This window comes from Gordonia sp. X0973, assembly GCF_013348785.1.
Classification (GTDB): domain Bacteria; phylum Actinomycetota; class Actinomycetes; order Mycobacteriales; family Mycobacteriaceae; genus Gordonia.
Genome location: NZ_CP054691.1, coordinates 3,318,190 through 3,345,035, shown reverse-complemented (window position 1 = coordinate 3,345,035; position 26,846 = coordinate 3,318,190). Strand labels below are relative to the sequence as shown.

General features: G+C 67.8%; 21 protein-coding genes. 12 read left to right on the top strand and 9 right to left on the bottom strand.

The genetic code is table 11. The features are described from left to right. The first annotated feature begins 701 nt into the window (after positions 1-701). From HUN08_RS16495 to HUN08_RS16445, 11 genes are all read left to right on the top strand, one after another. Positions 702-1,520: a TIGR04255 family protein gene (locus tag HUN08_RS16495; protein WP_124248037.1), complete on the top strand. Its 819-nt coding sequence runs from the start codon at positions 702-704 to the stop codon at positions 1,518-1,520. Beyond that, a complete protein-coding gene (locus HUN08_RS16490) occupies positions 1,517-2,047 on the top strand; it encodes a hypothetical protein (RefSeq protein ID WP_165353473.1) in 531 nt (176 codons plus the stop codon). Before HUN08_RS16495 ends, HUN08_RS16490 begins: the two co-directional genes overlap by 4 nt. Next, complete coding sequence (locus tag HUN08_RS16485) at positions 2,026-2,529, top strand: hypothetical protein (RefSeq protein WP_124248035.1); 504 nt, start codon at positions 2,026-2,028, stop codon at positions 2,527-2,529. The genes HUN08_RS16490 and HUN08_RS16485 overlap by 22 nt, the downstream gene beginning before the upstream one ends. A gap of 329 nt (positions 2,530-2,858) precedes the next feature. Next, positions 2,859-3,494: a TetR/AcrR family transcriptional regulator gene (locus HUN08_RS16480; RefSeq protein ID WP_124248034.1), complete on the top strand. Its 636-nt coding sequence runs from the start codon at positions 2,859-2,861 to the stop codon at positions 3,492-3,494. 35 nt (positions 3,495-3,529) lie between these two features. Beyond that, the gene (locus tag HUN08_RS16475; RefSeq protein ID WP_124248033.1) at positions 3,530-4,309 is read left to right on the top strand and encodes an SDR family oxidoreductase; all 780 of its coding nucleotides are present in this window, start codon (positions 3,530-3,532) and stop codon (positions 4,307-4,309) included. 124 nt (positions 4,310-4,433) lie between these two features. Continuing rightward, complete coding sequence (locus tag HUN08_RS16470; protein WP_124248032.1) at positions 4,434-5,435, top strand: malate dehydrogenase; 1,002 nt, start codon at positions 4,434-4,436, stop codon at positions 5,433-5,435. 132 nt (positions 5,436-5,567) lie between these two features. Then, a complete protein-coding gene (gene dcd / locus HUN08_RS16465) occupies positions 5,568-6,134 on the top strand; it encodes a dCTP deaminase (RefSeq protein ID WP_124248031.1) in 567 nt (188 codons plus the stop codon). A gap of 4 nt (positions 6,135-6,138) precedes the next feature. Next, positions 6,139-7,521 (top strand): MFS transporter, encoded by a 1,383-nt coding sequence (locus tag HUN08_RS16460; RefSeq protein WP_124248030.1) that lies wholly within the window; start codon positions 6,139-6,141, stop codon positions 7,519-7,521. An 83-nt stretch (positions 7,522-7,604) separates the two neighbouring features. Next, complete coding sequence (locus HUN08_RS16455) at positions 7,605-8,996, top strand: UDP-glucose/GDP-mannose dehydrogenase family protein (protein ID WP_124248029.1); 1,392 nt, start codon at positions 7,605-7,607, stop codon at positions 8,994-8,996. 17 nt (positions 8,997-9,013) lie between these two features. Next, positions 9,014-9,775 (top strand): hypothetical protein, encoded by a 762-nt coding sequence (locus HUN08_RS16450; protein WP_124248028.1) that lies wholly within the window; start codon positions 9,014-9,016, stop codon positions 9,773-9,775. 9 nt (positions 9,776-9,784) lie between these two features. Next, positions 9,785-11,524 carry a sodium:proton antiporter gene (locus HUN08_RS16445; RefSeq protein ID WP_124248027.1) on the top strand — a complete coding sequence of 580 codons (1,740 nt, stop codon included), beginning with the start codon at positions 9,785-9,787 and terminating at the stop codon, positions 11,522-11,524. Between the two features lies 1 nt (position 11,525). Here HUN08_RS16445 and HUN08_RS16440 read toward each other — a convergent pair whose 3' ends face one another. From HUN08_RS16440 to HUN08_RS16410, 7 genes are all read right to left on the bottom strand, one after another. Then, a complete protein-coding gene (locus HUN08_RS16440) occupies positions 11,526-12,278 on the bottom strand; it encodes a MerR family transcriptional regulator (RefSeq protein ID WP_124248026.1) in 753 nt (250 codons plus the stop codon). A gap of 33 nt (positions 12,279-12,311) precedes the next feature. Then, positions 12,312-13,433 carry a PDR/VanB family oxidoreductase gene (locus tag HUN08_RS16435; RefSeq protein ID WP_124248025.1) on the bottom strand — a complete coding sequence of 374 codons (1,122 nt, stop codon included), beginning with the start codon at positions 13,431-13,433 and terminating at the stop codon, positions 12,312-12,314. Beyond that, positions 13,430-14,329 carry a metal-dependent hydrolase gene (locus HUN08_RS16430; RefSeq protein ID WP_124248024.1) on the bottom strand — a complete coding sequence of 300 codons (900 nt, stop codon included), beginning with the start codon at positions 14,327-14,329 and terminating at the stop codon, positions 13,430-13,432. The genes HUN08_RS16435 and HUN08_RS16430 overlap by 4 nt, the downstream gene beginning before the upstream one ends. 9 nt (positions 14,330-14,338) lie before the next feature. Beyond that, complete coding sequence (locus HUN08_RS16425; protein ID WP_124248023.1) at positions 14,339-16,132, bottom strand: SDR family oxidoreductase; 1,794 nt, start codon at positions 16,130-16,132, stop codon at positions 14,339-14,341. 90 nt (positions 16,133-16,222) lie between these two features. After that, positions 16,223-17,476, bottom strand: coding sequence for a pyridoxal phosphate-dependent aminotransferase (locus HUN08_RS16420; protein WP_124248022.1), 1,254 nt, complete (start codon positions 17,474-17,476; stop codon positions 16,223-16,225). A gap of 106 nt (positions 17,477-17,582) precedes the next feature. After that, positions 17,583-20,795, bottom strand: coding sequence for a (Fe-S)-binding protein (locus HUN08_RS16415; RefSeq protein ID WP_129624353.1), 3,213 nt, complete (start codon positions 20,793-20,795; stop codon positions 17,583-17,585). Between the two features lie 95 nt (positions 20,796-20,890). Continuing rightward, the gene (locus tag HUN08_RS16410) at positions 20,891-22,348 is read right to left on the bottom strand and encodes a wax ester/triacylglycerol synthase family O-acyltransferase (RefSeq protein ID WP_124246917.1); all 1,458 of its coding nucleotides are present in this window, start codon (positions 22,346-22,348) and stop codon (positions 20,891-20,893) included. 113 nt (positions 22,349-22,461) lie between these two features. Between HUN08_RS16410 and HUN08_RS16405 the strand changes: the two genes are divergently transcribed. Continuing rightward, complete coding sequence (locus tag HUN08_RS16405) at positions 22,462-23,082, top strand: vancomycin high temperature exclusion protein (protein WP_301546776.1); 621 nt, start codon at positions 22,462-22,464, stop codon at positions 23,080-23,082. Here HUN08_RS16405 and HUN08_RS16400 read toward each other — a convergent pair. Beyond that, positions 23,045-24,433, bottom strand: coding sequence for an acyltransferase (locus tag HUN08_RS16400; protein WP_124246918.1), 1,389 nt, complete (start codon positions 24,431-24,433; stop codon positions 23,045-23,047). The genes HUN08_RS16405 and HUN08_RS16400 overlap by 38 nt on opposite strands. Before the next feature lie 152 nt (positions 24,434-24,585). Further along, on the bottom strand, positions 24,586-26,697 hold the full coding sequence (locus HUN08_RS16395; RefSeq protein WP_301547010.1) for an acyltransferase family protein: 2,112 nt from the start codon (positions 26,695-26,697) through the stop codon (positions 24,586-24,588). Between the last annotated feature and the right edge of the window lie 149 nt (positions 26,698-26,846).

Genomic DNA, 26,846 nt, shown 5'->3' with positions numbered 1-26,846 from the left:
GCGATGATCGCTCGCACAACCCCGTTGCACTCGTCTGCGCATCACGCTCATTGTCAATGTCACGCAGGCATCAAGTTTGGCGGCGTCCCGTAGGGCATCGTCCTGCGAGTGAGCATACAGCCTCAGGGTGAGGGACGCGTTAGCGTGTTCGATCCATGCGGCGTTCACTGGTGCGAGGACACCTTCAGGGTGCATAGCGTGGCACAGGCGTGCGCTGGCCGTCGCGCAACATGACCCACCTTGACCAGCATGTCTCGCCAGTGTTGGGAGAGCACAGCTGGTGAGTACGCGTCACGGTCTCGTTCGACGACACATAGGCACCCGAGTGATCCGCTGAGCTGGCCATGCGGCCTAAGCGTGACGCTCACGCGCTGCAACCAGCGAGGCATGGAGCCTCTCAGGGATCGGACGCCGCATAGCGTATAGACCAGCCAATACGCGCAATCACGACCACACGCACGGTCGAGGCGTCACAGGGCGGTGTGGACAGATGCAGGCTGCCCGATAGTCCAGGGCTACCTCTCGAAGCGTTGGGTAATTTTCAAGTTTCGAGAGGCGTTCACCCTGCTCAGGTGGCAACGAGAGCGCGGTCTGCACGAGTTCCTGCGGGACCATGCGAAGGCGGTCAGCCGGGGCGCGTCGGGTATGACATTCGCGACCAATGCGTCCCTAGTCACACACTCTGTGTCAACATGGACACTATGACCGCGGGAGAGTTCGTGCAGTATGCCCGTCCCCCAGTGAGAAGTACGGTGCTAAGGGTCTACTTTGAGCCCATCCAGAGTTTTGACATCGGCCTCGCGCTCTCCTTGAACTCAGAGTGGGGTGGCGACTACCCAGTCCTGCGTCAGTCCACGGCTAAACCGCGACCATCGGTTCCCAATCTTCCTGATGTCGATCCTCCGTTCGCGGGAGGTAACTGGTGGGCGATGTCATCAATCGAACAAACAGACGAGTCCTTACAGAAGGCGCTCGCATACCAGTTCGACCAGATCGCACTGTCGTGGACTTTCGACGCCGACAAACCCGAGGGGCAATATCCAGGATTCGAAACATTATCTGCTGAGTTTGACGATAGGCTGGCTCAGTTCTCGGCTGTCTTCGATCAAACAGACTCTGACTTCGAAGTGCAGGGCTGTGAGTGCGTCTATACGAACCTTCTGGAAGGCGTTCGTGGGGCCAGCTGGGTAAGCGGGTACGTTACTGGTTGGAACGACTCATCTACAATTCGCGAATCTCAACCTGGGACAGCCTTTATCGGATTCAACACACGCAATGAAACAACCCATGATGAGGGTGACACGATCGCGTACGTTCGTCTACGCGACGACCTGAAATCCCAAGAGGCCGAATTGATCATTCGTGTGATCGCAACTCCGCAGATGGATAGCCAGGAGGGTATTCAGAGCGCTAACCGGGCTAGCGAGCTAATGAGGCTCGCACATCGTGAACTGATACGGAACTTTGAACTTTGCGCGAGCCCGAAGATGAAAGAAGAGTGGGGAAAGGTGAAGCGATGAATTCGGCAAGTGCAAGCTGCTACGCAGAGCCTGGCCAGACCCGCGAACGAGCCCATCCCTCTGATGAGCTTCTCAAACACCAATTATCAGTGACGATGATCGGCCGGAAATCGCAGGCCGAAGATGACGACGGGCCATCTGACATACCCGCCGTGTACAGCCTCGGGATAGCGGAAAGGCGTGCTCAGTCGGATGTGCTCCGACTAAAGCGGCGTGGGTCTATCAAGGACGCTGTGGCACGAGATGGCATGAAGATCACCAAATTCTTGTTTAAACCCAATACGGTTTACGCTTCCATCGCTGAAGATGATAACGGTCTCATCTTCTATTGGAAGGCTGGGAGCATGTCGATTGAGATTGACGTGTTTCCTGGCGAGGGTTTCTGGTGGGCCGTGACTGATGTGGCGCACGAATCCTACGAAGGCAGCGGGTACGAGCTTGAGATCGAGAGACTTAAGCACAGCCTCAACCAATTCTCGAAGGAAGTAGAAACTGCCAACCCGGCATGGCGAGCGCAGAAGTTCTAGCGACCATGGGAGAGGACGGCTGGGTCCACGACGATCCCGGTATCCCCGACGATGCTGTCGTTTATCGCCGTATTAGAATCGGGGACTCTGAGAATTTCACAGGCGACAGAATAAGCGAAAAAGCTTGCCTAGCCCCTAAAGCGTTCTCGCTTTCCTCAGGTGACTACGGGCCACAGGGCGGCATGTCTGGCTACCTTGAGTACTTAATGAAGCGACACGACATTCTCACGGAAAAACTTGTTGATGACTGGAACGAGCATGGGATCGCCAGGTTCCACGTCGGTGATCTTAGAGAGGGCGGTGCCGGGATCATCGAGAGCGAGGACCCCGACGACGACGTGCGAGGCAAGGCCCATGCGCTAGCTCGCTGTCAGGCGCCTGGGATGAAGCCTAAGAGTGCTTGGTCGACGGCACGTCGCTTCGCATTACAGCGCGCGATCTATTACGAGTCCGATCCCGGATACTTGGACGATGAGGTGTAAGGCTCGACGACTGACTAAGGCTAAGGGCCGCCCAACAAGTAGCTGAGGACTCCAAGCCGGGTGTTGTCAGTCGTCGGTCGTGTGTCCTTCGCGGCCTGAGCGGTCTTGCGTGCTTCGACTCGGTGAACCGCCACTTGGGTACTGCGTCTCGTGCTTGGTTGTTTGCGTCTTGGTGAACTCGTAGCGCCCGGTCTCGTCGTCCTTGGAGACTAGGGGCGCGTACGCACAGGCGGAGCGTCTTGCCTCGTCGCCGCCCCGGGCGCCGCCGTCGATCCACAAAACATACCGAGCGGTTTGCAAAAACCTACCGCCCGGTCTATTTTGGTGGCATGGCCAGAACCGAGGAACCGCCGACCCCGAAGGGGCAGGCCACTCGCGCGCACCTCGTCGACGTCGCATCACGCGTGTTCGCCGAGCGCGGCTACGCGGCGACCAAGTTCAGCGAGCTGATCGCGGAGTCGGGACTGACCAAGGGGGCCTTCTACTTCTACTTCCCGTCGAAGGCGGCGTTGGCCGCCGAGGTGGTGAGGGAGCAGGACCGGCGGTGGGTCGCGCGCGTGCGTGAGCGGGTGTTGACCCGCGCCACCCCGCGCGAACAACTGGCCGACCTGATCCCGGCGATGATCGAGTTGCTGGCGCAGGACCCGGGCGCGTGGAGCGTGGTCCGCCTGGTGCGCGAACTTGCCGAAGACCCGCCCACCGACGCTCCGGTCGAGAAGCCGATGGACGGCTGGCTCACCCTGCTGACCGGCATCATCGTCGACGGGCAACAAGCCGGCGACTTCCGCGACGACATCGACGCCGCCGTGCTGGCGACCGTGCTGGTCGGCGCCTTCGACGGGATCAAGGCCCTCGTCGACGCCGCAGCCGCCGACGATCCCGAAGGGGAGGACCGCATCGCGCGCCTGCGTGCGCCGGCCGACGCTCTGGCGCGTCTAACCCTCGACGGCCTCGAACCCAGATAACCCCGAATCAAGAACCACTCGAACAAGGAGCAATCATGGACTACCGCAACAAGACGGCACTGATCACCGGGGCCAGCGGCGGCATCGGCGAACAATTCGCCCGCACGCTCGCCGCCCAAGGCGCCGACCTCATCCTCGTCGCGCGCAGCGAGGACAAGCTCACCGCGATCGCGGATGAGCTCCACCACGCGCACGGGGTGCGCGCCGAGGTGATCGCGGCGGATCTGTCGGTACCGGGGGTGTCGGATTCCCTTGTCGCCCAGGTGGATTCGCGCAACCTCACCGTCGACATCCTGATCAACAACGCCGGATTCGGCACTCACGGCGACCTCGCCGACGCCGACCCCGCACGCATCCGCGACGAGGTCACCCTCAACGTCGCCACGCTCACCGACCTGACGACCGTCTTCTACCAGCGGATGGTCCGGGCGAAATCCGGAGCCATCATCAACGTCGCGAGCACGGCCGCCTTCCAGCCGATCCCGCACATGGCCGTCTACGGCGCGACCAAGGCATACGTCCTCTCGCTGAGCGAGGCACTGTGGTGGGAGGGCAAGCAGCACGACGTGCGCGTCCTGGCACTCTGCCCCGGCGCCACCGACACCGGATTCTTCGACGTGGCCGGCGACGATGCCGCCGTCGGCAATCGTCGCTCACCCCAGCAGGTCGTCGACACGGCACTCGCCGCACTAAGAAAGGGCAAGCCGAGCGTCGTCGACGGTCTGCAGAACTACGTGAGCGCCAACGCTTCTCGCGTCGCACCGCGCGCGATGGTCGCCGCGATCGCCGAACGGGCGGTGCGCCCACGGCGCTGATGGGTCGCGATACGATTCCGTGCCCATCGGCCTGGCATGTCGTCTCGCGAGGTCTCGATAAGGTTCCTCGGCCAGGGGCTCGGATCCACTCGACCACCCCGACGGAAATGGCAGAGTGGGCGGTATGGAAGCCCAGTCGCTGCATCATCCCGTCACGTTGACGCTGTCCGGGGCGGCCGGGCAGATCGGCTATGCGCTGCTGTTCCGCGTCGTGGCGGGGGAGATGTTCGGACCGGACACCCCGGTGCGGCTGCGGATGCTCGAAGCCCCGCAGGCGGTGCGGTCCGCGGCCGGCGTCGCGATGGAGTTGCAGGACGCCGCGTCGCCGCTGGTCGCCGGTATCGAGGTGACCGCGGACCCGCGCGTCGCGTTCGAGGGCGCCAACCACGCCATCCTCGTCGGCGCCCGTCCGCGCACCGCGGGCATGGAGCGCTCCGATCTGCTGGAGGGCAACGGAGCGATCTTCGGCCCGCAAGGCCGCGCCATCAACGACGTCGGTGCCGACGACGTGCGTGTGCTCGTCATCGGCAACCCGGCCAACACCAACGCGATGATCGCCGCCGCCCACGCCCCCGACGTCCCGCGCGACCGGTTCACCGCGCTCACCCGCCTCGACCACAACCGGGCCGTCGCCCAGCTCGCCGCCCGCACCAGCGTCAACGTCCGTGAGATCAAGCGGATCACCATCTGGGGCAACCACTCCCGCACGCAGTATCCCGACATCCGGCATGCGACGGTCGCCGGCCGTCCCGCCCTGGAGATGGTCGGCCAGGAGTGGGCCGACGGGGTGTTCATCGACACCGTCGCCCAGCGCGGCGGGGCGATCATCGAGGCGCGCGGCGGATCATCGGTCGCCTCCACGGCGACCGCCATCATCGACCACGTCCGCGACCGCCGCTTCGGTCTCGCCGACCCGGACGACTGGACGTCGACGGCGCTGGTCTCGACCGGTGCGTACGGCGTGCCGGAGGGACTGGTCCATTCGTACCCAGTGCGGCCGGTAGACGGGCAGTGGGAGATCGTCGAGGGCTTGGAGATCGACGACTTCTCCCGCGCCCGCATCGACGCCTCGGTGGCCGAGCTGCTGGAGGAGAAGGCCGCCGTCGAATCGCTCGGGCTGATCTGACTCCGCACGCCACACGCCGCACCCGCAAACCCTGCACCTTCGGACAAACCCGACACCGATGACGTGTGGGGTCTGTCCTATTCTGCGGGGTTTGCGGTGCGTTCGACGGCGGCACCGATAGCCTGGTGAACCGTGCTGCTCTCCGACCGCGACATCCGCGCCCAACTCGAGTCCGGGCGCCTGGGAATCGACCCCTTCGAGCCGGGCCTGGTCCAACCGTCGAGCGTCGACGTTCGACTCGACGGGCTGTTCCGCGTCTTCAACAACACCCGCTACACCCACATCGACCCGGCGCAGCGGCAGGACGAGCTGACCACCCTGGTCGAACCGGCCAAAGACGAGCCCTTCGTGCTGCACCCGGGCGAGTTCGTCCTCGGCTCCACTCTGGAGGTCTGCACCCTGCCCGACGACCTAGCCGGGCGGCTGGAGGGCAAGTCGTCGCTGGGCCGCCTGGGCCTGCTCACCCACTCGACGGCGGGTTTCATCGACCCCGGCTTCTCCGGCCACATCACCCTGGAGCTCTCCAACGTCGCGAACCTGCCGATCACGCTGTGGCCGGGCATGAAGATCGGCCAGCTGTGCCTGATCAAGCTGTCCAGCCCGGCCGAGCACCCGTACGGCAGCTCGTCGGTCGGCTCGAAGTACCAGGGCCAGCGCGGCCCGACGCCGTCGAAGGCGTACCTGAACTTCGCGAAGTGACGCGATGAACGACGCGGCGTCGGCCACGAGTCCCGACGGCGCGGCGACGATCGCGGCGCGGATGGATCGCCTGCCGATCACGCCGCTGCACCGTCGGGTCACCGCCGTGATCGGCCTGGGCCTGTTCTTCGACCTGTACGAGGTCTTCCTGGCGGGCACCCTCAGCGCCACGCTGAAGCACAAGTTCAACCTCGACGGCACCGGCCTGACGCTGCTGCTCTCCTCCGCCTTCCTCGGCATGTTCCTCGGGGCCATCGTCATCGGCCGAATCTCCGACCGGCTCGGGCGCCGCCCGGCATTCCTGCTCAGCATGTCGGTGTACTCGGTGTTCACCTTCGCCGCGGCGTTCAGCCCCAACCCGGCGACCCTCGTCGCGCTGCGCTTCCTCGCCGGAACGGGCATCGGTGCGGAGCCGCCGGTATCGGACACCTATCTCGGCGACATGCTTCCGCCGCGCTACCGCGGCCGGTTCACCGCCTGGGCCTACACGCTGTCCTTCCTCGCCGTCCCGGCCGCCGGCTTCCTCGGCTTCTACCTGGTGCCCCGCGCGCCATTCGGATTCGACGGGTGGCGGTGGATGTTCCTCTTCGGCGCCCTCGGTGCGGTCATCATGTTCTTCGCCCGCCGCGGCCTGCCCGAGTCGCCGCGCTGGCTGGCGTCGGTCGGGCGCCACGACGAGGCCGACGCCATCGTCACCGGGATGGAGGACGCCGCCCGGGAGCGGGGCCTGCCGTTGCCGCCACCCGTCGCGACGGCGTCCGCGGCCGACGACGAGCGCGTCGGCCTGCGCGACCTCCTGCGCCCGGCGCTGCGCGGACGCACGGTGATGATGGTGGTGATGCAGTTCTTCCAGACCTGGGGCTATTACGGCTTCGGGACACTCGTCCCCATCGTGCTGGTCGGCAAGGGCTACGACGTGGTGACGAGCCTCGGCTTCCTGGGCGTGACCTACCTCGGATACCCCGTCGGTTCCCTCATTTCCCTGCCGATCATCGACCGGGTCGAGCGCAAATACCTCATCGTCGCGTCGGTCACCCTGATGGCGGTCTTCGGCGTCGCGTTCGGGTTCGCCGACGGCACCGCGATGATCCTCGTCCTGGGGTTCGCCTACACCGCGGTCAGCAACATCTTCTCCAACGCCTATCACGTGTACCAGGCCGAGGTCTTCCCGACGCGGGTCCGCGGTACCGCGTCGAGCTGGGCGTATTCGCTGTCCCGACTGTCCAGCGCGCTCATGCCGTTCATCCTCGTTCCCGTGCTGCACCACGGCGGATCGGGTGCGCTGTTCGCCGTGGTCGCCGCGGCGATGGCGATGGTCGCGCTCTCGGTCGGCCTGCTCGGGCCGCGGACCACCGGCCGCGCGCTGGGCGAGGTCAACGCCGGCTGATCCGTCCGATGTTCACGATCCCGTAGCCAGACCGTGGGCCGGTCGCCACCGCGCGGCCTCCCGGCGCAGGTAGCCATGGGGACATGAAGATGACTGTGATCGGATGCGGATACCTCGGCGCGACCCACGCCGCCTGCATGGCCGAACTCGGCCACGACGTTCTCGGCGTCGACGTCGACGCCGCCAAGATCGAGATGCTGGCCTCCGGCAGCGTCCCCTTCTTCGAACCCGGTCTCGACGACGTCGTGCGCCGCAACATCGCCGCCGGTCGGTTGCGGTTCACCACCGACTTCACCGAAGCGGCCGCCTTCGGCAAGATCCACTTCATCGGCGTCGGCACGCCGCAGCAGGCGGCCTCGGACGCCGCCGACCTCACCGCGCTGCGCACGGCCGTCCGCGAACTGGTCGGCCATCTTCGCGGGCGCCATCTCATCGTCGGCAAGTCCACCGTGCCGGTGGGCACCTGCGTGGAACTCGCGGACGAGATCGCCGCGCTGACCCGTAACAACGGATCGATCGAGCTGGCGTGGAACCCGGAATTCCTGCGCGAGGGATTCGCCGTCGACGACACGCTGCGGCCCGACCGCATCGTCGTCGGCACCGATCCGCGGCGGGCCGATTCGACGGCCGCCTCGACGTTGGCCGCCGTGTACCGCGAGATCCTCGACGGCGGCACGCCGTATCTGACGATGGATTGGGCGACCGCGGAGCTGGTGAAGGTCTCGGCGAACGCCTTCCTCGCCACCAAGATCTCCTTCATCAACGCGATCAGCGAGATCTGCGAGGTCGCCGGCGGGGATGTGACCGCGCTGGCCGACGCCATCGGGCACGACGCCCGGATCGGGCGGCGGTTCCTCAACGCCGGACTCGGCTTCGGCGGCGGGTGCCTACCCAAGGACATCCGGGCCTTCGCGGCCCGGGCGGACGAGCTCGGCGTCGGGTCGGCGCTGAGCTTCCTGCGGGCCGTCGACGAGGTCAACATGCGTCGTCGGGCGGCACTCGTCGCGATGGTCGAGCGGGCCTGCGACGGTTCCGTCCTCGGCCGCAACATCGCCGTGCTCGGCGCTGCTTTCAAGCCGGAGAGCGACGACATCCGCGACTCCCCGGCGCTCGCGGTGGCCGCGCAGCTGTCCTTGCGTGGTGCTCGCGTGACGGTCTTCGACCCCAAGGCGATGGACAACGCGCGTCGCGTCTTCCCGACGCTGCGCTTCGCCGACTCCGCGGTGGCCGCGGCGCGGGCGGCCGACGCCGTGATCGTCGCGACCGAGTGGGCCGAGTTCGTCCACATGGCGCCCGCCGAGTTGACCGACACCGTGTCGCGCCGACTGATCATCGACGCCCGTCGTTGTCTCGACGGACGAGCGTGGGCCGACGCCGGGTGGGACTACCGAGCGCTCGGTACCGCGGGAGCGGGGTCGTCGCAGGTCATCACCCATGTGGTGAGCGCCACCGAGGAACGCGAATCGATGGTTTGACGTGGTATTTTGATGCGGTGATTTCCCAGGTCGAGCCGTCTGACGGGCGCGCGGCACGCAAAGCCGCGGCCGTCACCCGGAGCGCTGCCATAGCTGGCAGCGCCGCGACGACCACCAGCGCGGTGACCAAGAGCGCCGGGAGCGACCGCACCGTCGCACCGACCAGGACGCCCGCCGTGACCAGGAGCGCCGTCGCCACGAGCGCCGCGGTGACGAAGACCGCCGTCGCCACGAGTGCGGCCGTGACCAAGAGCGTCGTCGCGGGCGAGACCGCGTCGGTGACCCGGCGGACGGTGGACTCGAAGACCGTCGACATCCCGGTGAGCGAGGACGCGCCGATCCCGGTGACCGATCCGGTCGACTCGACTCCGGCCGACGACTTCGAGATCGACGACCTCGCGAATGCTCAGCAGGAGGACTCCCCGTTCACGCCGCGGCGCAAGATCGCTGCCGGTGCGGCGGCGGTCGCGGTGATCGCGGGCGGCCTGGTGCTCACGGGATCGTCGGCGAATCGACATGGCCCGCGGGCGGTGCCGCAACCGGCGGCGATGTCGGGGATCAAGCCCACGCAGTCGAGTGCCGCCGAGATGTCGGACTGGCGCAAGATCGGCGCGCCGGTCTCCGAGTTCCGCCCGGTCGCGCCCGCGCAGGTGCAGAGCGGCCGCCCGGTGGCACGCAACCCCCGACCCTCTCAACGGGGCAACATCTTCCCCAACCCGATCCCGGGCCTGCCACCCATCCGGCTACCGCGCGGACTCCCCCCGATTCGCCTCCCCTAGCGCAACGGCATGGTTGAAACCCTCGTCCTCCTGGTGGCGGCGCTGCTGACCATTGCCGCCTCGACCGTGATCAGCAGCAAGATCGGGGTGGCGGCCCCGCTGCTCCTGGTCGTCCTCGGCGTCGGCGCCAGTTTCCTCCCGGCGTTCACCGGCTTTCAGATCAATCCGGACCTGGTCCTGGAGGGCTTGCTGCCACCACTGCTCTACTCCTCGGCGGTCTCCATGCCGGCGATGAATTTCCGACGCGAGTTCCGCGCCATCAGCGGGCTGTCGGTGCTACTCGTCGTCGGCACGTCGCTGCTGCTCGGACTGTTCTTCATGCTCGTCGTCCCGGAAGTCGGGTTCGGGTGGGGAGTGGCGCTGGGGGCGATCATCAGCCCCACCGACGCGGTGGCCACGTCGATCGTGAAGCAGACGCCGGTCTCCAAGCGGGTCGTCGCGATCCTCGACGGGGAGAGCCTCCTCAACGACGCGACCGCCCTGGTGCTGTTGAAGACCGCGATCGCGGCCACCGCGGGAGCCTTCTCCCTGTGGGGCGCCGCCGGGACCTTCGCGTACTCGGTCGTGGTCGCCGTCCTCATCGGTGCGACGGTCGGCATGGTCAACCTGGCGATCCGCAAACGGGTGACCGACTCGACGGTGAACACGGTCATCTCCTTCACCGTCCCGTTCCTCGCGGCGGTGCCCGCCGAGCTGCTCGACAGCTCGGGTCTCGTCGCCGCCGTCTGCGCCGGGCTGGTCACCGGGTATCGCGCGCCGCGCATGCTCTCGCCGCGCAACCGCTTGTCCGACGGTCAGAACTGGCGGACCGTCGAGTTCGTCCTCGAGGGCATCGTGTTCCTCACGATGGGACTGCAGATCAAGACGATCCTGCAGAAGGTGGAACAGGAGCACAGCGGGATCGTGATCGCGATGCTGATCGCCGTCGGAGCCCTGCTGATCACGATCGTCGCGCGGGCGGCATACGTGGCCCCGCTACTCGCCTCGCTCGCGGCGCGGGCCCGGCGTTACGCGCGGATGCAACCGAGGTACACCGGGCTGCAGGAGAAGATCAGCACTCCGGAGGGGCGTCAGGAGACGCTGGAGAAGATCGCCACCCGTAGGGCGAGCCGGGCCGGCAAAACGCGGCGGGTGCGCAAGAAGGGACGGATCGGCACGAAACGGCGGAGCCGCGTCGAGATGGACTTCGATCGGTTCACCACCCGGCTGACGCGCGGGCTGGCCGACATCGACTACTTTCTGCGCGACCCCCTCGGTTGGCGGGAGGGGACCGTCGTCGTCTGGGCGGGCATGCGCGGTGCGATCACCGTCGCCGCGGCGCAGACGTTGCCGCTGCACGAGACTCCGCGTCGGGCCGAACTGGTTTTGATCGCGTTCACCGTCGCCGCGCTGTCGCTGCTGGTGCAGGGCGGGACCATCGGTGCGCTGCTGAAGCTGCTCTCCCCCGACGACCCGGAGGCCGACAAGGCGCAGGCGGAGTTCCAGCAATCCGAACGTCGCCGCCTGCTCGACCTCATGCGGTCGAGCGCGGAATCGATCCCCAAGACGGAGCTGCCGGAGGATGCGCCGCGCGAGGAGCGCTTCGCGGCGGCGAAACAGCATCGGGTGGAGACCCTGCAGGCCCAGCGCGACGCCCTGCTCGACGCGCGAGACGACGGCACCTTCGAGGCCGACGTCCTGGCCGAAGAACTCGTCGACCTCGACGCCGCCCAAATCGCCATCGAGTTGCGCGGGCGCAATTCGCCCTGAGTCAGGCGCCCTTCTTCCGGTCGCCCAGATACTCCGCGAGCTGCTCGGAAGTGGTGCGGTCGAGTTCGCGGTTCAAGATGTTGTGGACCGACACCATGCCGGCGGAGCGGAGTTCGGCCACCATCTCCGCGGCCCACGCCGATTCCTCGTCGGTGTGGGGCACCCAGCCGTCGTGGTGTTGGTCGGTGATGAAATGCCGGCCGGAGGAGATCAGGGTCTCGGCGACGCCGGAGAGTCGCTCGGTGACTTTGCCGTGGACGTCGAGGATGGCATCGAGGGGCACCCCCAGCTTCACCAGTCGGCTGTAGGCCTCCACGGTGGCGGTGTCGAGGATGCGGTAACTGCGCGGGCCCCGGCCCGGGGACTCGTTCTGTGCGATCAGCCCGTACTCGGTGAGGCGGGCCAGGTGGCGCGGATTGTTGGTGTTCAGCAGCTCTTTGAGCTCTGCCGCGGTGGCGGTGGAGGTCTTCGTCGACGACCACGGTGCGTTGACGATGTCTTCGAGTCCGAGGACGCCGGCCAGGTCGTCGCCGCGCTGCATGCCGCTGAAGAAGTCGGCGATGTGGCGGGTGGTGAACCCGCGGCGCAGCAGGTTGTTGATGACCCGCAGGCGCTCCAGGTGTGCGTCGCTGTAGATGGCGATCCGGCCGCGCCGGATCGGCCGGGGCAGCAGGCCGCGGTCCTGATAGCCCCGCACGTTGCGCGTCGTCGTACCGGCCTCACGGGCCAGATCGTCGATGCGGTACTCGGTCATTCCGAAATTCTCCCACGCCGGAGCGCAGAGCTGTCAGAGGTCGACCGTCAAGTGATCCCCCGCACAGCGGGAAACACAGGTGAGGATCTCGCCGTCGGCGCGCTCGGCCTCGGTGAGCAGGGTGTCGCGGTGCTCGGGATCGCCGTCGAGGACCCGGATCCGGCAGGTCCCGCAGAACCCCTGCTGGCAGGAGTACGGGACGCCGGGGTTGCAGCGCCGGAGTGCGGCGAGCAGCGTCTCCTCGGCGTCGACGGTGGTGGTGACACCGGTGCGCGCGAGGGTCACGGTGAACTCCGATCCGCCGACGACCGGCGGCGGCGAGAACCGTTCGTAGTGCAGCTCGACGTCGGTGCGCCCGTCGAGGTGGGTGCGCAGCAGGTCGATCATCGGAACCGGTCCACAGCAGTACAGCGCGACCGGCCGCTCCCCGTCGAGCGGGCCGATCAGGTCGGCCGCGTCGGGGAGGCCCTGCTCGTCGTCGGTGCGGATGGTGACGCGGTCGCCGTAGCGCGCCAACTCGTGCAGGAACGGAATCGATTCCCGGCTGCGCCCGGTGTAGATCATCGACCAGTCGAACCCGAGGCGCTGCGCATGGGCGAGCATCGGCAGGATCGGGGTGATCCCGATACCGCCCGCGACGAATCGCAGGTGCCGGGCCGCCGGGTCGCGTCCGTCGGTGACGCCGGGCAGGACCAGGGGGAAGGCGTTGCGCGGCCCCTTGATCTCGAGGGTGTCGCCGACGGCCAATGCCTCGTGTACCTCGAGCGAGCCGCCGCCCCCGTCGGGGATGCGGCGCACGGCGATCCGATAGCTGGATTGGTCCGCCGGATCGCCGCACAGCGAGTATTGCCGGACCCTGCCCGACGGCAGGAGCAGGTCGACGTGCGAGCCGGCGTGCCAGCGCGGCAGCGGTCCGCCGTCGGCGGAGGCGAAGGTGAGCGCCACGACGTTCTCGTCGAGTGCGACGCGCTCCCGGTCGACGATGCGCACGGTGAGTACCCCGTCGTCGACGCCGGTCTGGTCGGGGAGGCGGGTGACGGTGCCCCAGACGGGCCACCACAGCTTCGCGATCCCGGTCGCCACCCACAGCAGCGGATCGCGGCGGAACCGGCCGGTCAGACTCGGCGGCGTGGTGGTCGGCGGGGCGGGGGTCATCCGGCCCGCCGAGCGGCCGGGGAGGAGGCGAGGTAGGCGACCGCCTGCGCCGTGCTGCCGACCTGGTCCGGGTGGAAGCCGGGCCGGAAGTATTTGACCGTCGACCACGCGAGGCCGAGCATCGACGGCACCACGTTGGCCTGGACGCCGCGCCAGTAGCCGACGCGCCGTCCGAGATAGCTCATGCGACGGGTGGCCGGGTCCTGCCGGGTGATGTCCTTCGCGCCGCGGAAGACCAGCCAGATGAGCGCGGGCAGCGCCAACAGCATGGTGCGGGCGCGCGTCAGGTAGCTGTTGCCGAAGTAGTTGGCGACGTCGTAGGCGACGGCACGGTGCTCGACCTCCTCGGCGCCGTGCCAGCAGAACAGGTCGACCATCTGCGGGTCGCCGCCGATCTCCGACCACGACGAGTTCAGCGCGAAGTCGCCGAGTTCTGCGGTGTAGTGCTCGATCGCGGCGATCAGCCACAACCGCTCGATCAGATGCTTGCGGGCGGCCTTCGGCGAGGACTTCTCGTGCGGGGCCAGCAGCTTGCGGAACACCCACTCCATCTGTCGCTGGAAGGGCCTGGCGTCGATCCCATGATCGATCAGGTAGGTCCAGAGCACCTTGTCATGGGACTCGGCGTGAATCGCCTCCTGGCCGATGAACCCGCGCATGGCCGCGGCCAACTGCTCGTCGGCCACCAGCGGCAGCGTCTCGTTGAAGGTCCGCACGAACCAGCGCTCCCCCTCGGGGAGGAGCAGGTTCAGCGCGGTCACCGTATGCGCCGGATAGGGGTGGCCGGGCAGCCAGTGCAGCGGCGTGTCCGCCCAATCGAATTCGACGTTGCGGGCGTGCAGCTCCACCGGACCGGGATCGACGGCCGATACCGGAGTGTTCTTGCGTTTCGTCACTGCTGACTCCTATCCCATGACCTTCCCGCGCGCCGCGAGGCGGGAGAGCGCGGGGAAGAAGCGGTAGACGCGGTAGCCGATCGCCGCCTCCGGCGTGACCGGGACGACGGCGCGGTTGCCGTGGATCGCCTTCAGGATCTGCGCGGCCACCCGGTCGGGGGTGTATCCGCGGCGCTGGTACAGGCGGTCGAGGCGTTCGCGCTGCGCGGACTCGGCGGCCTCGTCGGCGAACCCGGCCAGCGGGGTCGTGGAGACGATGTTGGTGTCGACGATGCCGGGGCAGATCGCGGTCACGCCGATGCGGTGCGGCGCCAGCTCGGCGCGCAACGACTCGCTGAACAGCAGCACGCCGGCCTTGGTCGCCGAATAGATGCCCAGGCTCCGCTGCGGGGTGAAGGCCGCGGCCGACGCGAGGTTGACGATGTGCCCGCCGGTGCCGCGCGCCACCATCTGTCGGCCGAAGACGCGGCACCCGGTCATGACGCCGCGCAGGTTCACGTCGACGACCCGGTCCAGCTGCTCATCCGTCGCGTCGAGCGCGCTGCCGCCGACCGCGATGCCCGCGTTGTTGACGACGATGTCGGGCACGCCGTGGGTCGCGGCGACGGTGTCGGCGAACTCGGCGAAGGCCGCGGAGTCGGCGACGTCCAGCAGATAGGCGTGGGCCAGGGCCCCGCGCTCCTTCAGTTCCGCGGCGGTCTGCCCGGCATTCTCGAGATCGATGTCGGCGACGACGATCTCCGCGCCGTCGGCGGCGAGGGCGTAGGCCGTCTCCCGGCCGATACCGCTTCCGCCGCCCGTGACGACGGCCAACTTGCCCGCCAACGGACCGGCGGGGTGCGCGACGGCGAGCCGGGCCCGGTCCATCGACTGCGGTACCCCGTCGGTGCCGCCCGTCACGGAGGCGACGAATTCGCGCACCGTCGCGGCGAGATACCGCGGGTTGGCGATCGGCAGCCAGTGGCCGGTGCGGCTGCTGCGCCGCCGCAGGTTGCCGGCGTGGCGGGGAGTCTCGTCGAAGACCGCCGGCCGGATGAACTTGTCGCGCTCGTTGACGATCTCCAGCACCGGGATGTCGATCGCGCGCGGGTCCGGGTGGGCCAGCTTGCCGCGGATGTTGGCGCGGTAGTAGTGCAGCCCATTGGCCGCGTCGGAGCCGAAGGTCTTCGAGAACTCCGCACCGGAGGCGTCGACGCGTTCGACGATCGACAGGAACCGGCGCCAGAGCGCGGGGCGGCCGAGCGTGCGGAACAGCACCTGCGGCAGCACCGGCAGGTGGAAGAAGGCGATATAGCTCGACGACGCGAGCTGGGCCAGGCCGTTGCGCAGGTTGGCGGGGGTGGGGCGGGCCAGCGTGTCCCGCGCCCACTGGGAGATGTAGTCGAGGTTGGGGCCGGAGACCGAGGTGTAGGAGGCCACGCGCTCCGGTGCGCCGGGCGAGGTCACCGCCTCCCACGTCTGCAGCGACCCCCAGTCGTGGGCGACGAGGTGTGCCTTGCGGCCACCGGCCACCGCGTCGATCACGGCGAACAGATCGTCGACGAGGTGCTCGAGGCGGTACGGGGCGTCACCGCGCGGCTTGGAACTCTCGCCGTAGCCGCGGGTGTCGTAGGCGACGACGAAATGGTCCGCGGCGAGGTCGGCGGCCACCCCGTTCCACAGGAGGTGCGAATCGGGCCAGCCGTGGATCAGGACGACCGGGGGGTTAGCTGGGTCGCCGACCTCGAAGGCGGCCAACTCGATCTCGCCGTTGCGGATGACGCGCTTGCGCCACTGTGGGGCGGCGTCGTGGTCGGCCGGCATCGTCACACCTCTTCCGTGAAAGCAACGGAAGCCAATATAACATCGCGCGTTGTTACATTGAAGGGTGAGACATTGTGCCGCGGCCCGTCGCTACTGCCGGTAGGACGAGAGGAAGTTGCCGATCCGGTCGATGGCTTCGGCGAGGTCCTGCGCCCACGGCAGGGTGACGATCCGGAAATGGTGCTGGTCGGACAGGTTGAACCCGCTGCCCTGCACCACCAGGATCTTCTCCTGTAGGAGCAGGTCCTGGACCAGTTGCTCGTCGTCGTGGATCTCGTGCACGTTGGGGTCGAGGCCGGGGAAGGCGTAGAGCGCTCCGCTGGGTTTGACGCAGGAGACCCCGGGGATCTCGTTGAGCTTCTCCCACGTGACGTTGCGCTGCTCGTAGAGGCGCCCGCCCGGCTGGCAGAGCGCGTCGATCGACTGATAGCCGCCCAGGGCGACCTGGATCGCGTGCTGGCCGGGGACGTTCGAGCACAGTCGGGTCGACGCCAGGACGTGCAACCCCTCGATGAAGCCGCTCGCATGCTCCTTGGGGCCGGTCAGCACGACCCACCCCGAGCGGTAACCGCAGACCCGGTAGGCCTTGGAGAGGCCGTTGAAGGTCAGCGTCAGCAGATCCGGCGCCAGCGAGGCGATCGAGACGTGCTCGGCGTCGTCGTAGAGGATTTTGTCGTAGATCTCGTCGGCCAGCAGCAGGAGCGAATGGCGACGGGCCACGTCGGCGATCTGGGTCAGCACCTCGCGCGAGTACACCGCGCCCGTGGGGTTGTTCGGGTTGATCACCAGCAGCGCTTTGGTGCGATCGGTGATCTTCGACTCGATGTCCTCGACATCGGGCTGCCAGCCGGTCGACTCATCGCAGCGGTAGTACACCGGCTTGCCGCCCGACAGCGTCGTCATGGCCGTCCACAGCGGGTAGTCGGGCGAGGGGATCAGCACCTCGTCGCCGTCGTTGAGCAACGCCTGCATCGTCATCGTGATGAGTTCGGAGACGCCGTTGCCCAGCAGCACGTCATCGACGTCGAAGTAGGGGAACTCGTCGATCAATTCGTAGCGGGTCACCACCGCGCGACGGGCCGACTGCACGCCGGCCGACTCGGAGTAACCCTGGGAGTAGGGGAGCGCGTGGATCATGTCGCGCATGATGACGTCGGGCGCCTCGAAGCCGAACAGGGCCGGGTTGCCGATGTTCAGCTTCAGGATGCGGTGGCCCTCGGATTCCAGCCGCGCCGCGTGTGCGTGTACCGGTCCGCGGATCTCATAGCAGACGTTCTGCAGCTTGAAGGACTGCTCGAGCGGCTTGAGGCTCAGGTTCGGGTGCGAAACGTGCGGTCTACTCACCAGTTAATTGTGACAGCCACGGCAAACCAAATTCACCGTGCCCCGGTTCAGCCGAAACGAGAACCGCTCCCGACGGTGTCCGTCGGGAGCGGTTCTGTTCGGTCGATCAGTGCTGGCCGGGGCGCTTCTTGCCCGCAGCCATACCGAAGCCCTTCGCCTTGGCCTCGGTCGCCTCGGTGGTGGCGCCGTTGCTCGTCGACGCTGCCGCCGGTGGCGCGGCCGCGGGAGCCTCCGCTGCTGGCGCCTCTGCCGGCGTCTCGGCGGGTGCCGTTGTCGCAGGAGCCTCGGTCACGGCCTCCGGTTCCGGGGCCGGCTCGGCGGCCGGAGCCGCAGCGGGTGCTGCCTTGGCCCCCGGTCGCTTCTTGCCCGCGGCCATGCCGAAGCCCTTCGACTTGGCCTCGGTCGCCTCGGTGGTCACCGGCGCGCTCGTCGGTGCCTGCGCCGCCGCGGCGGGAGCGGACTCGGCCGCCGGGGCCGACTCGGCGACGGGTGCCTCCGTCGTCGCTGCCGGTGCGGACTCGGCCGCGGCGGCGGCCGCGGCGGCGGCCGGCTTGGCCGCTTGGCCCGGCTTCTTCATGCCACCCTTCATCGCGAAGCCCTTGGCGGCCGGCTTGGCAGCGGGAGCCTCCGCGGCCGGGGTGGCGGCCTCGGTTGCCGGTGTGGCCTCAGCGGCCGGTGCTGCTGCGGCGGGTTTGGCGGCCTGGCCGGGCTTCTTCATGCCGCCCTTCATGCCGAAGCCCTTGGCGGCGGGCTTCGATTCGGCGGCAGGTGCGGCCGATTCGGCGGCCGGAGCGGAAGCCGGCGGGGCAGCGGCAGCAGCGGGGGCGGGCGATCCGCCGCCCGGCTTCTTCATGCCGCCTTTCATGCCGAAGCCCTTGGCGGCCGGCTTCGCGTCGCCGGCCGGAGCCGACGCGGCAGGAGCGGCAGCGGCCGGAGCAGCCGCGGCGGCGGGTGCGGGGGCAGCGGCGGGTGCCGGGGCCGCCTTCGGCTTCTCCTCGACGAGGGCGACCGGCGGGGCCGGCTGCTCCACGTCGCCCGGACCGCGCACCTTGCCCTCGCGGACGACCTCGATCTCGCGGCCGCGTCGTACGCCCTCGAGCAGCAGCTGCGCGACGTCGACGACCTCGATCTGGTCCTCGTTCTCGGTGCCGGCGGTCTGCGCGGTCACGCCGTCGGTGAGCATGACGCGGCAGAACGGGCAGCCGGTCGCGATCTTCTGCTTCTCGCCGGTCAGCACCGGCCCGCCGGCCAGGGTATCGAGTGCCTCATCGACGCGGTCGATGTTGATGCGCTTGCCGAGCTGCTCCTCCATCCACATGCGCGCGCCACCGGCGCCACAGCACATGGAGCGCTCGCCGTGGCGGGGCATCTCGGTGAGCGTCGAACCCGAAGCCTCGACCAGCTCGCGCGGGGCGTCGTAGACCTGGTTGTGCCGACCGAGGAAGCAGGGGTCGTGGTAGGTCACCGACTCGCCCTGCGGCGGTGCCACGGGGACGAGGCGCTTCTCGCGCACCAGCCGGTTCAGCAGCTGGGTGTGGTGGACGACCTCGAATTGGCCGCGCTCCGCGTCGACCTGCGGGTACTCGTTGCTCAACGCGTTGAAGCAGTGCGCACAGGTCACAACGATCTTCTTGCGCTGCGACGGTGCGGTCGCGAACAGCTCGTCGAACTGCTCGATGTTCTGCTGGGCGAGCATCTGGAACAGGAATTCGTTGCCCGCGCGTCGGGCCGAGTCACCGGTACAGGTCTCGCCCTCGCCGAGGACGAGGAAGTTGACCGCAGCGGTGTCGAGCAGCTCGGCGACGGCCTTCGTGGTCTTCTTGGCGCGGTCCTCGTAGGCGCCGGCACAGCCGACCCAGAACAGGTACTCGAAGCCGGCGAAGCTCTCGACGTCGCGGCCGTAGACCGGGATGTCGATGTCCATCTCGTCGATCCACGCGGTGCGCGCCGACGGTGCCTGGCCCCACGGGTTGCCCTTGTTCTCCAGGTTCTTGAACAGCCCGGCGAGTTCGGACGGGAAGTCCGACTCGATGAGCACCTGGTAGCGGCGCATGTCGACGATGTGGTCGACGTGCTCGATGTCGACGGGGCACTGCTCCACGCAGGCGCCGCAGTTGGTGCAGCTCCACAGCGTCTCGGTGTCGATGACCGCGCCGAGGCCTTCGCCCTGCGCCTCGCCGACGAGGGGGCGCTCGGCTGCGGCCCGCGCCGCGGCGGGGATCTTCTCGAGCTTGGCTGTCAATTCCTTGCCGTCGGCGTCGACGAGGCCGACCTCGTCGCCGCCCATATCCGTGCGGCCACCGGCCAGCAGGTACGGGGCTTTCTCATAGGCGTGGTCGCGCAGCGACATGATCAGCAGCTTGGGGCTCAGCGGCTTACCCGTGTTCCAGGCCGGGCACTGGCTCTGACAGCGACCGCACTCGGTGCAGGTGGTGAAGTCCAGCAACGCCTTCCAGCTGAAGTCCTCGATCTTGCCGGCACCGAACGCATCGGTGTCCGGGTCGGCGGTCTCCATGGTCAGCGCCTTGCCGCCCGACATCATCGGCTTGAGGGCGCCGAGGGCGACGCCGCCGTCGTCCTCGCGCTTGAAGAAGATGTTGAAGAATGCCGAGAACCGGTGCCAGGCCACACCCCAGTTGAGATTGCTGCCGACGAGCAGCAGGAAGAGGCTGCCGGAGAGGAGCTTGATCAGCGCGAAGATCGAGACCATCAACGGGCTTGCCGGCAGCAGCTTGGCCACCTGCATGGTGAAGAAGTCCGAACCGGCGTTGCTGTGGTGGAAGGTGGCGATCTTGCCGGCCTTCACGAAGATCATGCCCAAGCCCTCGACGAGGACGATGGCCTCGATGGTGTAGGCGGGCAGGAATCGGGAACCGGAGAAACGGGACAGGCGAGCGGGGACGCGCGGGTGGTTGAGCTGGCGGATGACGATCAGGGTGACGATGCCGATGACGGTGCCGATACCCAGCAGCTCGTCCCACAGATGCCAGCCGAACGTGTCACCGAAGACGGGCCAGTGGAACTCCGGGTTGATCGATTGGCCGTAGGCCTCGAAGAACAGGGGGAAGCCGCCGAGGAAGCCGATCATCACCAGCCAGTGGGCCCATCCCACGGTGCGGAACTTCGCCATGCGCGTGTGGGCGAGGAACTCCGTGAGCATCGTCGCCAACCGCGGGAGGAACGGGAAGAACCGGCCGGGCGCGGGCTGGCCCTGCGCCACGGTGCGGGCGATTCCAGCCACACCCCGGAGGAAGAATCCCCAGCAGACGAGGCTGAGCGCCAAGCCGATGAGTCCCAAAGTGATCGTCGTTGCGTTCAACGAAGTCACCTCGCCTTTCGTCAACACGAGCAGGTACTACATACCGTCGTGAATACGGTAGAGGTTCGACCCCGTGTCACGCCTCCCAGGCTTACCTAACTTCGCTGGTCGGTGGCCTGTGCCACCACCTTCTCCAACTCCACCAGGCCGTCTTCGAGATAGTCGAGCATGCGCTGCAGGCTGGGCAACTGTGCCCGCGCGCCGATCAGGCCGAAGCCGATCTGGTCGGCGGCCGACGTCAGTGTGATGTTGAGCGCGTTACCCGAGGTGGCGATCGAAACCGGGTAGCAGCCGTCGAGCTGGGCGCCGTTCCAATACATCTGGTCGCGGGGGCCGGGCACGTTCGAGATGATCAGGTTGAACTGTGGCGGGGTGAAGTTGACGAACCCCGGGATGGACATGAAGGCCAGCGGGGCGAGGGTCGCCGCGCCCAGGGCCAGCGCCTGGATCGGCCGCAGTCCGCGGATGATGTTCTTGCTCGCGCGCATCGACGCGGCCAGCGTCCGCAGCCGTGAGGCCGGGTCCGGGTCGTCGGTGGCGAGGTTGGCCATCACCGCGCTCACCGCGTTGCCGTCGTCGTCGCTGCCGACGTGCATCGACACCGGGACCATCGCGATCAGCGGATCCTCGGGGAGGGAGTCGTTCTCGATCATGTAGGTGCGCAACGCCGAGCTGCACATGGCCAGGACGATGTCGTTGATGGTGACGTCCAGGGCCTCGGACACGGCCTTCATCCGCGACACCGACCACTGATCCGCGGCGAATCGTCGGGCACCGCCGATCGGCACGTCGAACATCGAGCGGGGCGCGAACGTCCCGGGGGCGACGAAGTCCTCGTCGTTGATCGCCTTCCACGCCACCTGCCCGGCCGCCGGGACCAGGCCGGCGACCTGCCCGGCGATGTCGGCGGCGGCCCCGACCTGCTTGCGCAGGCCGTCGAGGAGCCCGGAGCCCGGTCGCTGCACCTCGGATACGGTCCGCGGGTCGACGACCGCGCGCTCCGGGTCGTCGAGCGCGGCCGCCTTGCGCCGGCGCAGGCGATCGTCCCAGGGGGCGGTGCAGGTGCGGTTGTCCGGATCGTCGGACAACGTGCGCGCGAGCAGGCGCATCGCGGTGACGCCGTCGACGAGGGAGTGGTGGACCTTGGTATAGAGCGCGAGCCGGCCGTCGGCGAGCCCTTCGATGATGTGGCATTCCCACATCGGGCGCGACCGGTCGAGCAGCGTCGAGTGGTTGAGCGAGACGTAGTGGAAGAGCTCGCGGATGCGCCCCGGCTTCGGCAGCGCGATGCGGCGCACGTGATAGGCCATGTCGAGCTCGTCGTCGACACTCCAGGCGACCGAACCGACCAGGCTGAACGGCTGGGCCGGCCGGCGGCGGAAGATCTCGCTGATCGCCATGTCGGAGGTGAACGCGGCCTGCACCTCGTCGGCGAGTTCCTCCGCGGTCTGGCCTTCGCGCGGGATGAACAGCTGCAAACCGCCCACGTGCATGGGCTGCTCACGGGTCTCTGCGATCAGGAACATGGACGAGGTGACGGGCATGTACTGCATTGATTTCCCCTCCGCAGGCAGCAAACTTGCGATCAGCCTAGCCTCACGCCTGTCGCCGGGGGAAAGGTACGTCACAGTCGTGGTCGGGAGTGACCATCGCCTACGGTGGCGGGGTGACGACTCGACCAAGGCGGCGGCCTCCGGCGGTACTCGGCCGATTGGTACTCGTCGCGCTGGTGGTCGTCGAGGGAATCGTCGCGGCGGCGAACACGTGGGTGTATTTCGCCGCCCGGACCCGGGAGGTGGTCCCCGCCGACGTGCCGGCCGGATCGACGGCGTTGGTCCTCGGCGCGAAGGTCAGCGACGGCGAACCCGGTGTCTACGTGCGCGCACGGCTCGACACCGCGATCGGGCTGTACCGGTCCGGCCGCGTCACGACGATCCTCAACTCGGGCAACGGGTCGTCGCGCTACGGCAGCGAGACCGACGTGATGCGCGCCTACTTGGAGCGGGCGGGGATCCCGTCGTCGGCGATCCGCGACGACCCGGCCGGATACGACACCGAGCGCAGTTGCTCGCGAGCGCGCTCGGAATTCGGGTTGTCGAAGGTCGTGCTGGTGACCCAGGGGTTCCACCTGGACCGGGCGATCGCCCTGTGCCGCCTCGACGGGCCCGACCCGATCGGCGTCGAGGCGCCGTGCCCGGATTGTGCGCGGTGGACGATCGCGCGCAATCATGCGCGCGAGGCGCTGTTGGCTAGGCCGCGGGCGCTGCTGTCGACGGTGCTGCGCTAGCCCGTCGGCCCAGTTTCGGCAGGGGCAGCCGGGGCCGGCCGGTGGTGTACACCGAGCCGGGCAGACGACGCAGGAGTTCGACGAGCAGGATCGATCCGACCAGGGTCAACGCGTAGACGGTCGCGGTGCCGAACGGCTGCGGGATCGTCCGCATGATCCAGGAACCCTCCCCGTGCCAGTTCATCCCGAGCACGAAGAACAGCACCAACACGTGGACCAGGAAGACGCCGAAGGAGCGGTTGGAGGCGAAGGAGACGAAACGGGCGAAGCGTGGGGTCCGCGCGCGCCAGCGTGTGCCCCAGGTCAGCGCGACCGCGTAGAGGCAGGCGATGGCGACGATCAGGAACGGCAGCAGCGTCGGCTCGAACGGGCCGGACGAGGTGCTGGGAGCCGGAGCCTGGCCGGGTGCGGCGTCCGCGGCCTTCGCCGAGACGCGGCGTAGGAACTCGAACATCGCGTAGGCGCCGGTACCGAGCAGCGCCACGCCCAGACCGCTCAACAGATAGGCCTTGTTCGGTCCGGTGAGCGCTCGGGCGATGGCGTCGCGGTGGATCGCCGCGACGGCGCCGTACACCAGGAAGAACTGATAGGGGATGAAGGTCGCGTAATGGTGCCACCAGGGGTCCGAGCCGGGCAGCCAGTGCGTGATGGTGACCGTGATCAGGACCTGAAGCGCCAGCGACGACGTGAGCACGACGGCGTGGAATCCCTTGGTGGCCTGCAGCAGCCACAGGAGCAGCGGGAACAGCAGGTAGACCTGGACCATCACGAACAGGAAGTACATGTGGAAGCCGCCGCCGCCGAGGCCCCAGGCGAGGTTGCGGCCGAACTCCGCCAGGTCGCCGCTCACCGTCGCCGGGAAATCGCGGAAGGACGACGAGCCGGTGACGCCGCCCCAGAGGTATCCGCCGAGGTCCTTGGTGCCCTGCGACAGCCGGCCCTGCGGGATCAGGATCTTCACGACGAAGTAGACGGCGGTGAAGATCACGTACGGGTAGGCGACCAGCTTGATGCGTCGGCGCCAGAACGACCAGGTGGTGAAGTCCTCGCGACCGTAGTACTGGTAGGTCAGCACGAACCCGGTCAGCGCGAAGAAGGTGTTGCGGGTGAAGTGCAGCAGCAGCCCGGTGCTGGTCACACCGATGCTGTTGACCTCGTCGGCGGTCTGGGTGAGGACGTGCACGAAGATGACGAGCGCGAAGGTCGTCGCGCGGATCAGGTCGAGGTGGTGCAGATAGCTGCGCTTGGCGGACTTCGGCGCCGGGGTGGCCGCGCCGGTGGCCGAGGTGGGGGCGGGCGCGCCGGCGCTGCCACCGCGCGGGAGTTCCCGCGTGCTGACTGTGCTGGTCATCGAATCAAGCCCCTCAAGTACGTGTGCGCTCGATGCCGCGGCGCTGCGGTCATCGGCCCCCGCGTGGCGTCGCGGGCGTGCTTGCTAATGCAGGCAGTCTAACGATCGAACCTGGGAGCCACCTGATACTTAGTTAGCCAGCCGAAGTTTTGCTACCACCAGCCGAGGGCCTTGCCCATGTCTTTCTCCAGCGCAGGGGCCATGCTGCGGGCGAAGGTGGCCGTCAAGTGATGTATGTCACGGTAGACGACGATATTGCCGACGACGGCCGGGCAGTACCCGTCTTTGCACAACGCCTTCGTGTAGTCGAGGAAGGTGATGTTGGGGTAGTTGGGCGCGATCTTGAGTGCCGGGTCGACGGGGGCGAGCGCGACCTTCTGCTCGACACCGCACACCTGCGGCTTGCGGCCGGACATCAGGCACTCCGCCGGGGTCTGCTTGGGCTTCAGGTGGGTCCACGGCGTATCGCGGATGGCGATGACGCGCTGGTTCCAGGCCTTGAAATCGTCGAAGACCTCGGTGTAGTCGATCGGCAGGTAGTCGCCCGGACGGTGGTCCTCGGCCTCGGTCGGCCGCGTGCTGTTGGTGATGATGACATCCGGCTTGTCCTGCTCCAGGCGCTTCATCACCTTGGCCGCCCACCGGTTGCAGTCGGGGCGGTCGCGGCCGTACCACTTGAAGACGTGGGACTTGACCAGCGCGCAGCCCACCTTGACGTAGGTGGTCACCTTGAAATGGTGCTTCTTGCCGAGGACGTCGAGGGCGGGCAGCCACATGTCGGCGTGCGAGCCGCCGGCGATCGCCACCGTGCGCTTGGCGGTCACGTCCCCGTAGACGCCGACCTTGACGGTGTCGTCGTCCCACCAGGTGATCATGCGCTGGTTAGGCTTGCCGTCCCACGTCGCGCCGCGGTCCATCAGCGCGGCCTCCGGCGGCGGCTGCGGGGGCATGTGCGGCGTCGGGACTCCGGCCCAGAAGGCCATGCCGCCCGGGTAGAGCGTGGGGTCGAGGTTCATCGTGTCGACCTTGATATTCGCCTGGTGGCGGATCCACGCCACCGACGTGGTGCCCGCCGCGACGGTCGCCAACACCAGGAAGACGACCAGGCCGCGCCGGTACAGCGGCGAGAAATCGGTGCCGCGCCCGGCCCGCAGCGGCGTCTCCACGAACCGGCTGACGGCCCACGCGAGTAGCACCGACACCGCGAGGATGGCGGTGCCCTCCAGGAAGGTCGCCTTCTCCTCCTGGCGCCACGTCAAGTAGAAGATCAGCAGCGGCCAGTGGATCAGGTACAGCGAGTAGGCGATGTTGCCCAGCCACATCATCCCGGGCTGGGCCATCAGGGCGTTCATGTCCCGGTTGTCGTCGACGTCGATGACGGGATCGTCGGCGGGTCGCGTGGCCGCGGAGCCGGTCCAGATGATGATCAGGGTGGCACCGGCCGGGACCAGTGCCAGCGCGGCCGGGTATTCCTCGACCCCCATGATCCACCAGCCGGAGGTGATGATCATCAGCAGCGCGATCACGGTCAGCAGGTTGCGGACCGCGCGGCTCATCACGATCCGCGGCATCCAGATGGCCAGCAGGCCACCGGCCAGCGGCTCCCACAGGCGGGCGATCGTGTCGTAGTAGTTGACCGGCTGGTTGACCGAATGCCGGTAGTTGGCCCAGGCGAAGGAGACCACCGTGACGGCCAGCAGGCTCAGGCCGACGATCCACTTGATGGTGCGGGGGTTGCCCACCTTGGGCCAGCGCAGCGCGGCCAGCTTCAGGACGCCGCCGAAGGCGAGGGCGAACAGCAGGGTGCCGACGAAGAATTGGCCCTGCATCGACATCGACCACAGGTGCTGCATCGGGCTGGCCGCCGAGGAGGCCGCGGCGTAGTCCTGCGAGTTCAGTGCCAGCAGGTAGTTCTGGTAGTACAGCGCCGACGCGATGACCTCTTGGCCGAGCGGCCCGAAGCGCGAGATCGGCATGACCACCGCGATCAGCACGACGATGCCGGCGAGCACCAGGTAGAGCGCGGGCAGCAGCCGGCGCAGCAGCCGCGAGAGGCGGGGCCACGGGTTGAGTGCCTCGCGCCACGTCGACGACGGCTTGTTGGTGACGGTGACGTGCTTGAGGAGCGAGGCGATGAAGAAGTAGCCCGACAGCGTCAGGAAGACGTCGACGCCACCGGAAACCCGACCGAACCAGACGTGGAAGATTGCGACCAAGGCGATGGCGAGACCGCGCAGACCGTCGAGGTCGTGGCGGTAGGCGATGGGCTTGGCGTTCGTCGAGGGGGCACCGGGATCCTTGGTCGAATCACCGGTGGCCGTGGTCGTCGAGCTCGCAGTCACAACGTGCCAGGGTAGCCGTTGACTCTTGGAGAACCTAAGCAGCACGCACGGCTGGGCGGTTTGTCCGCTGT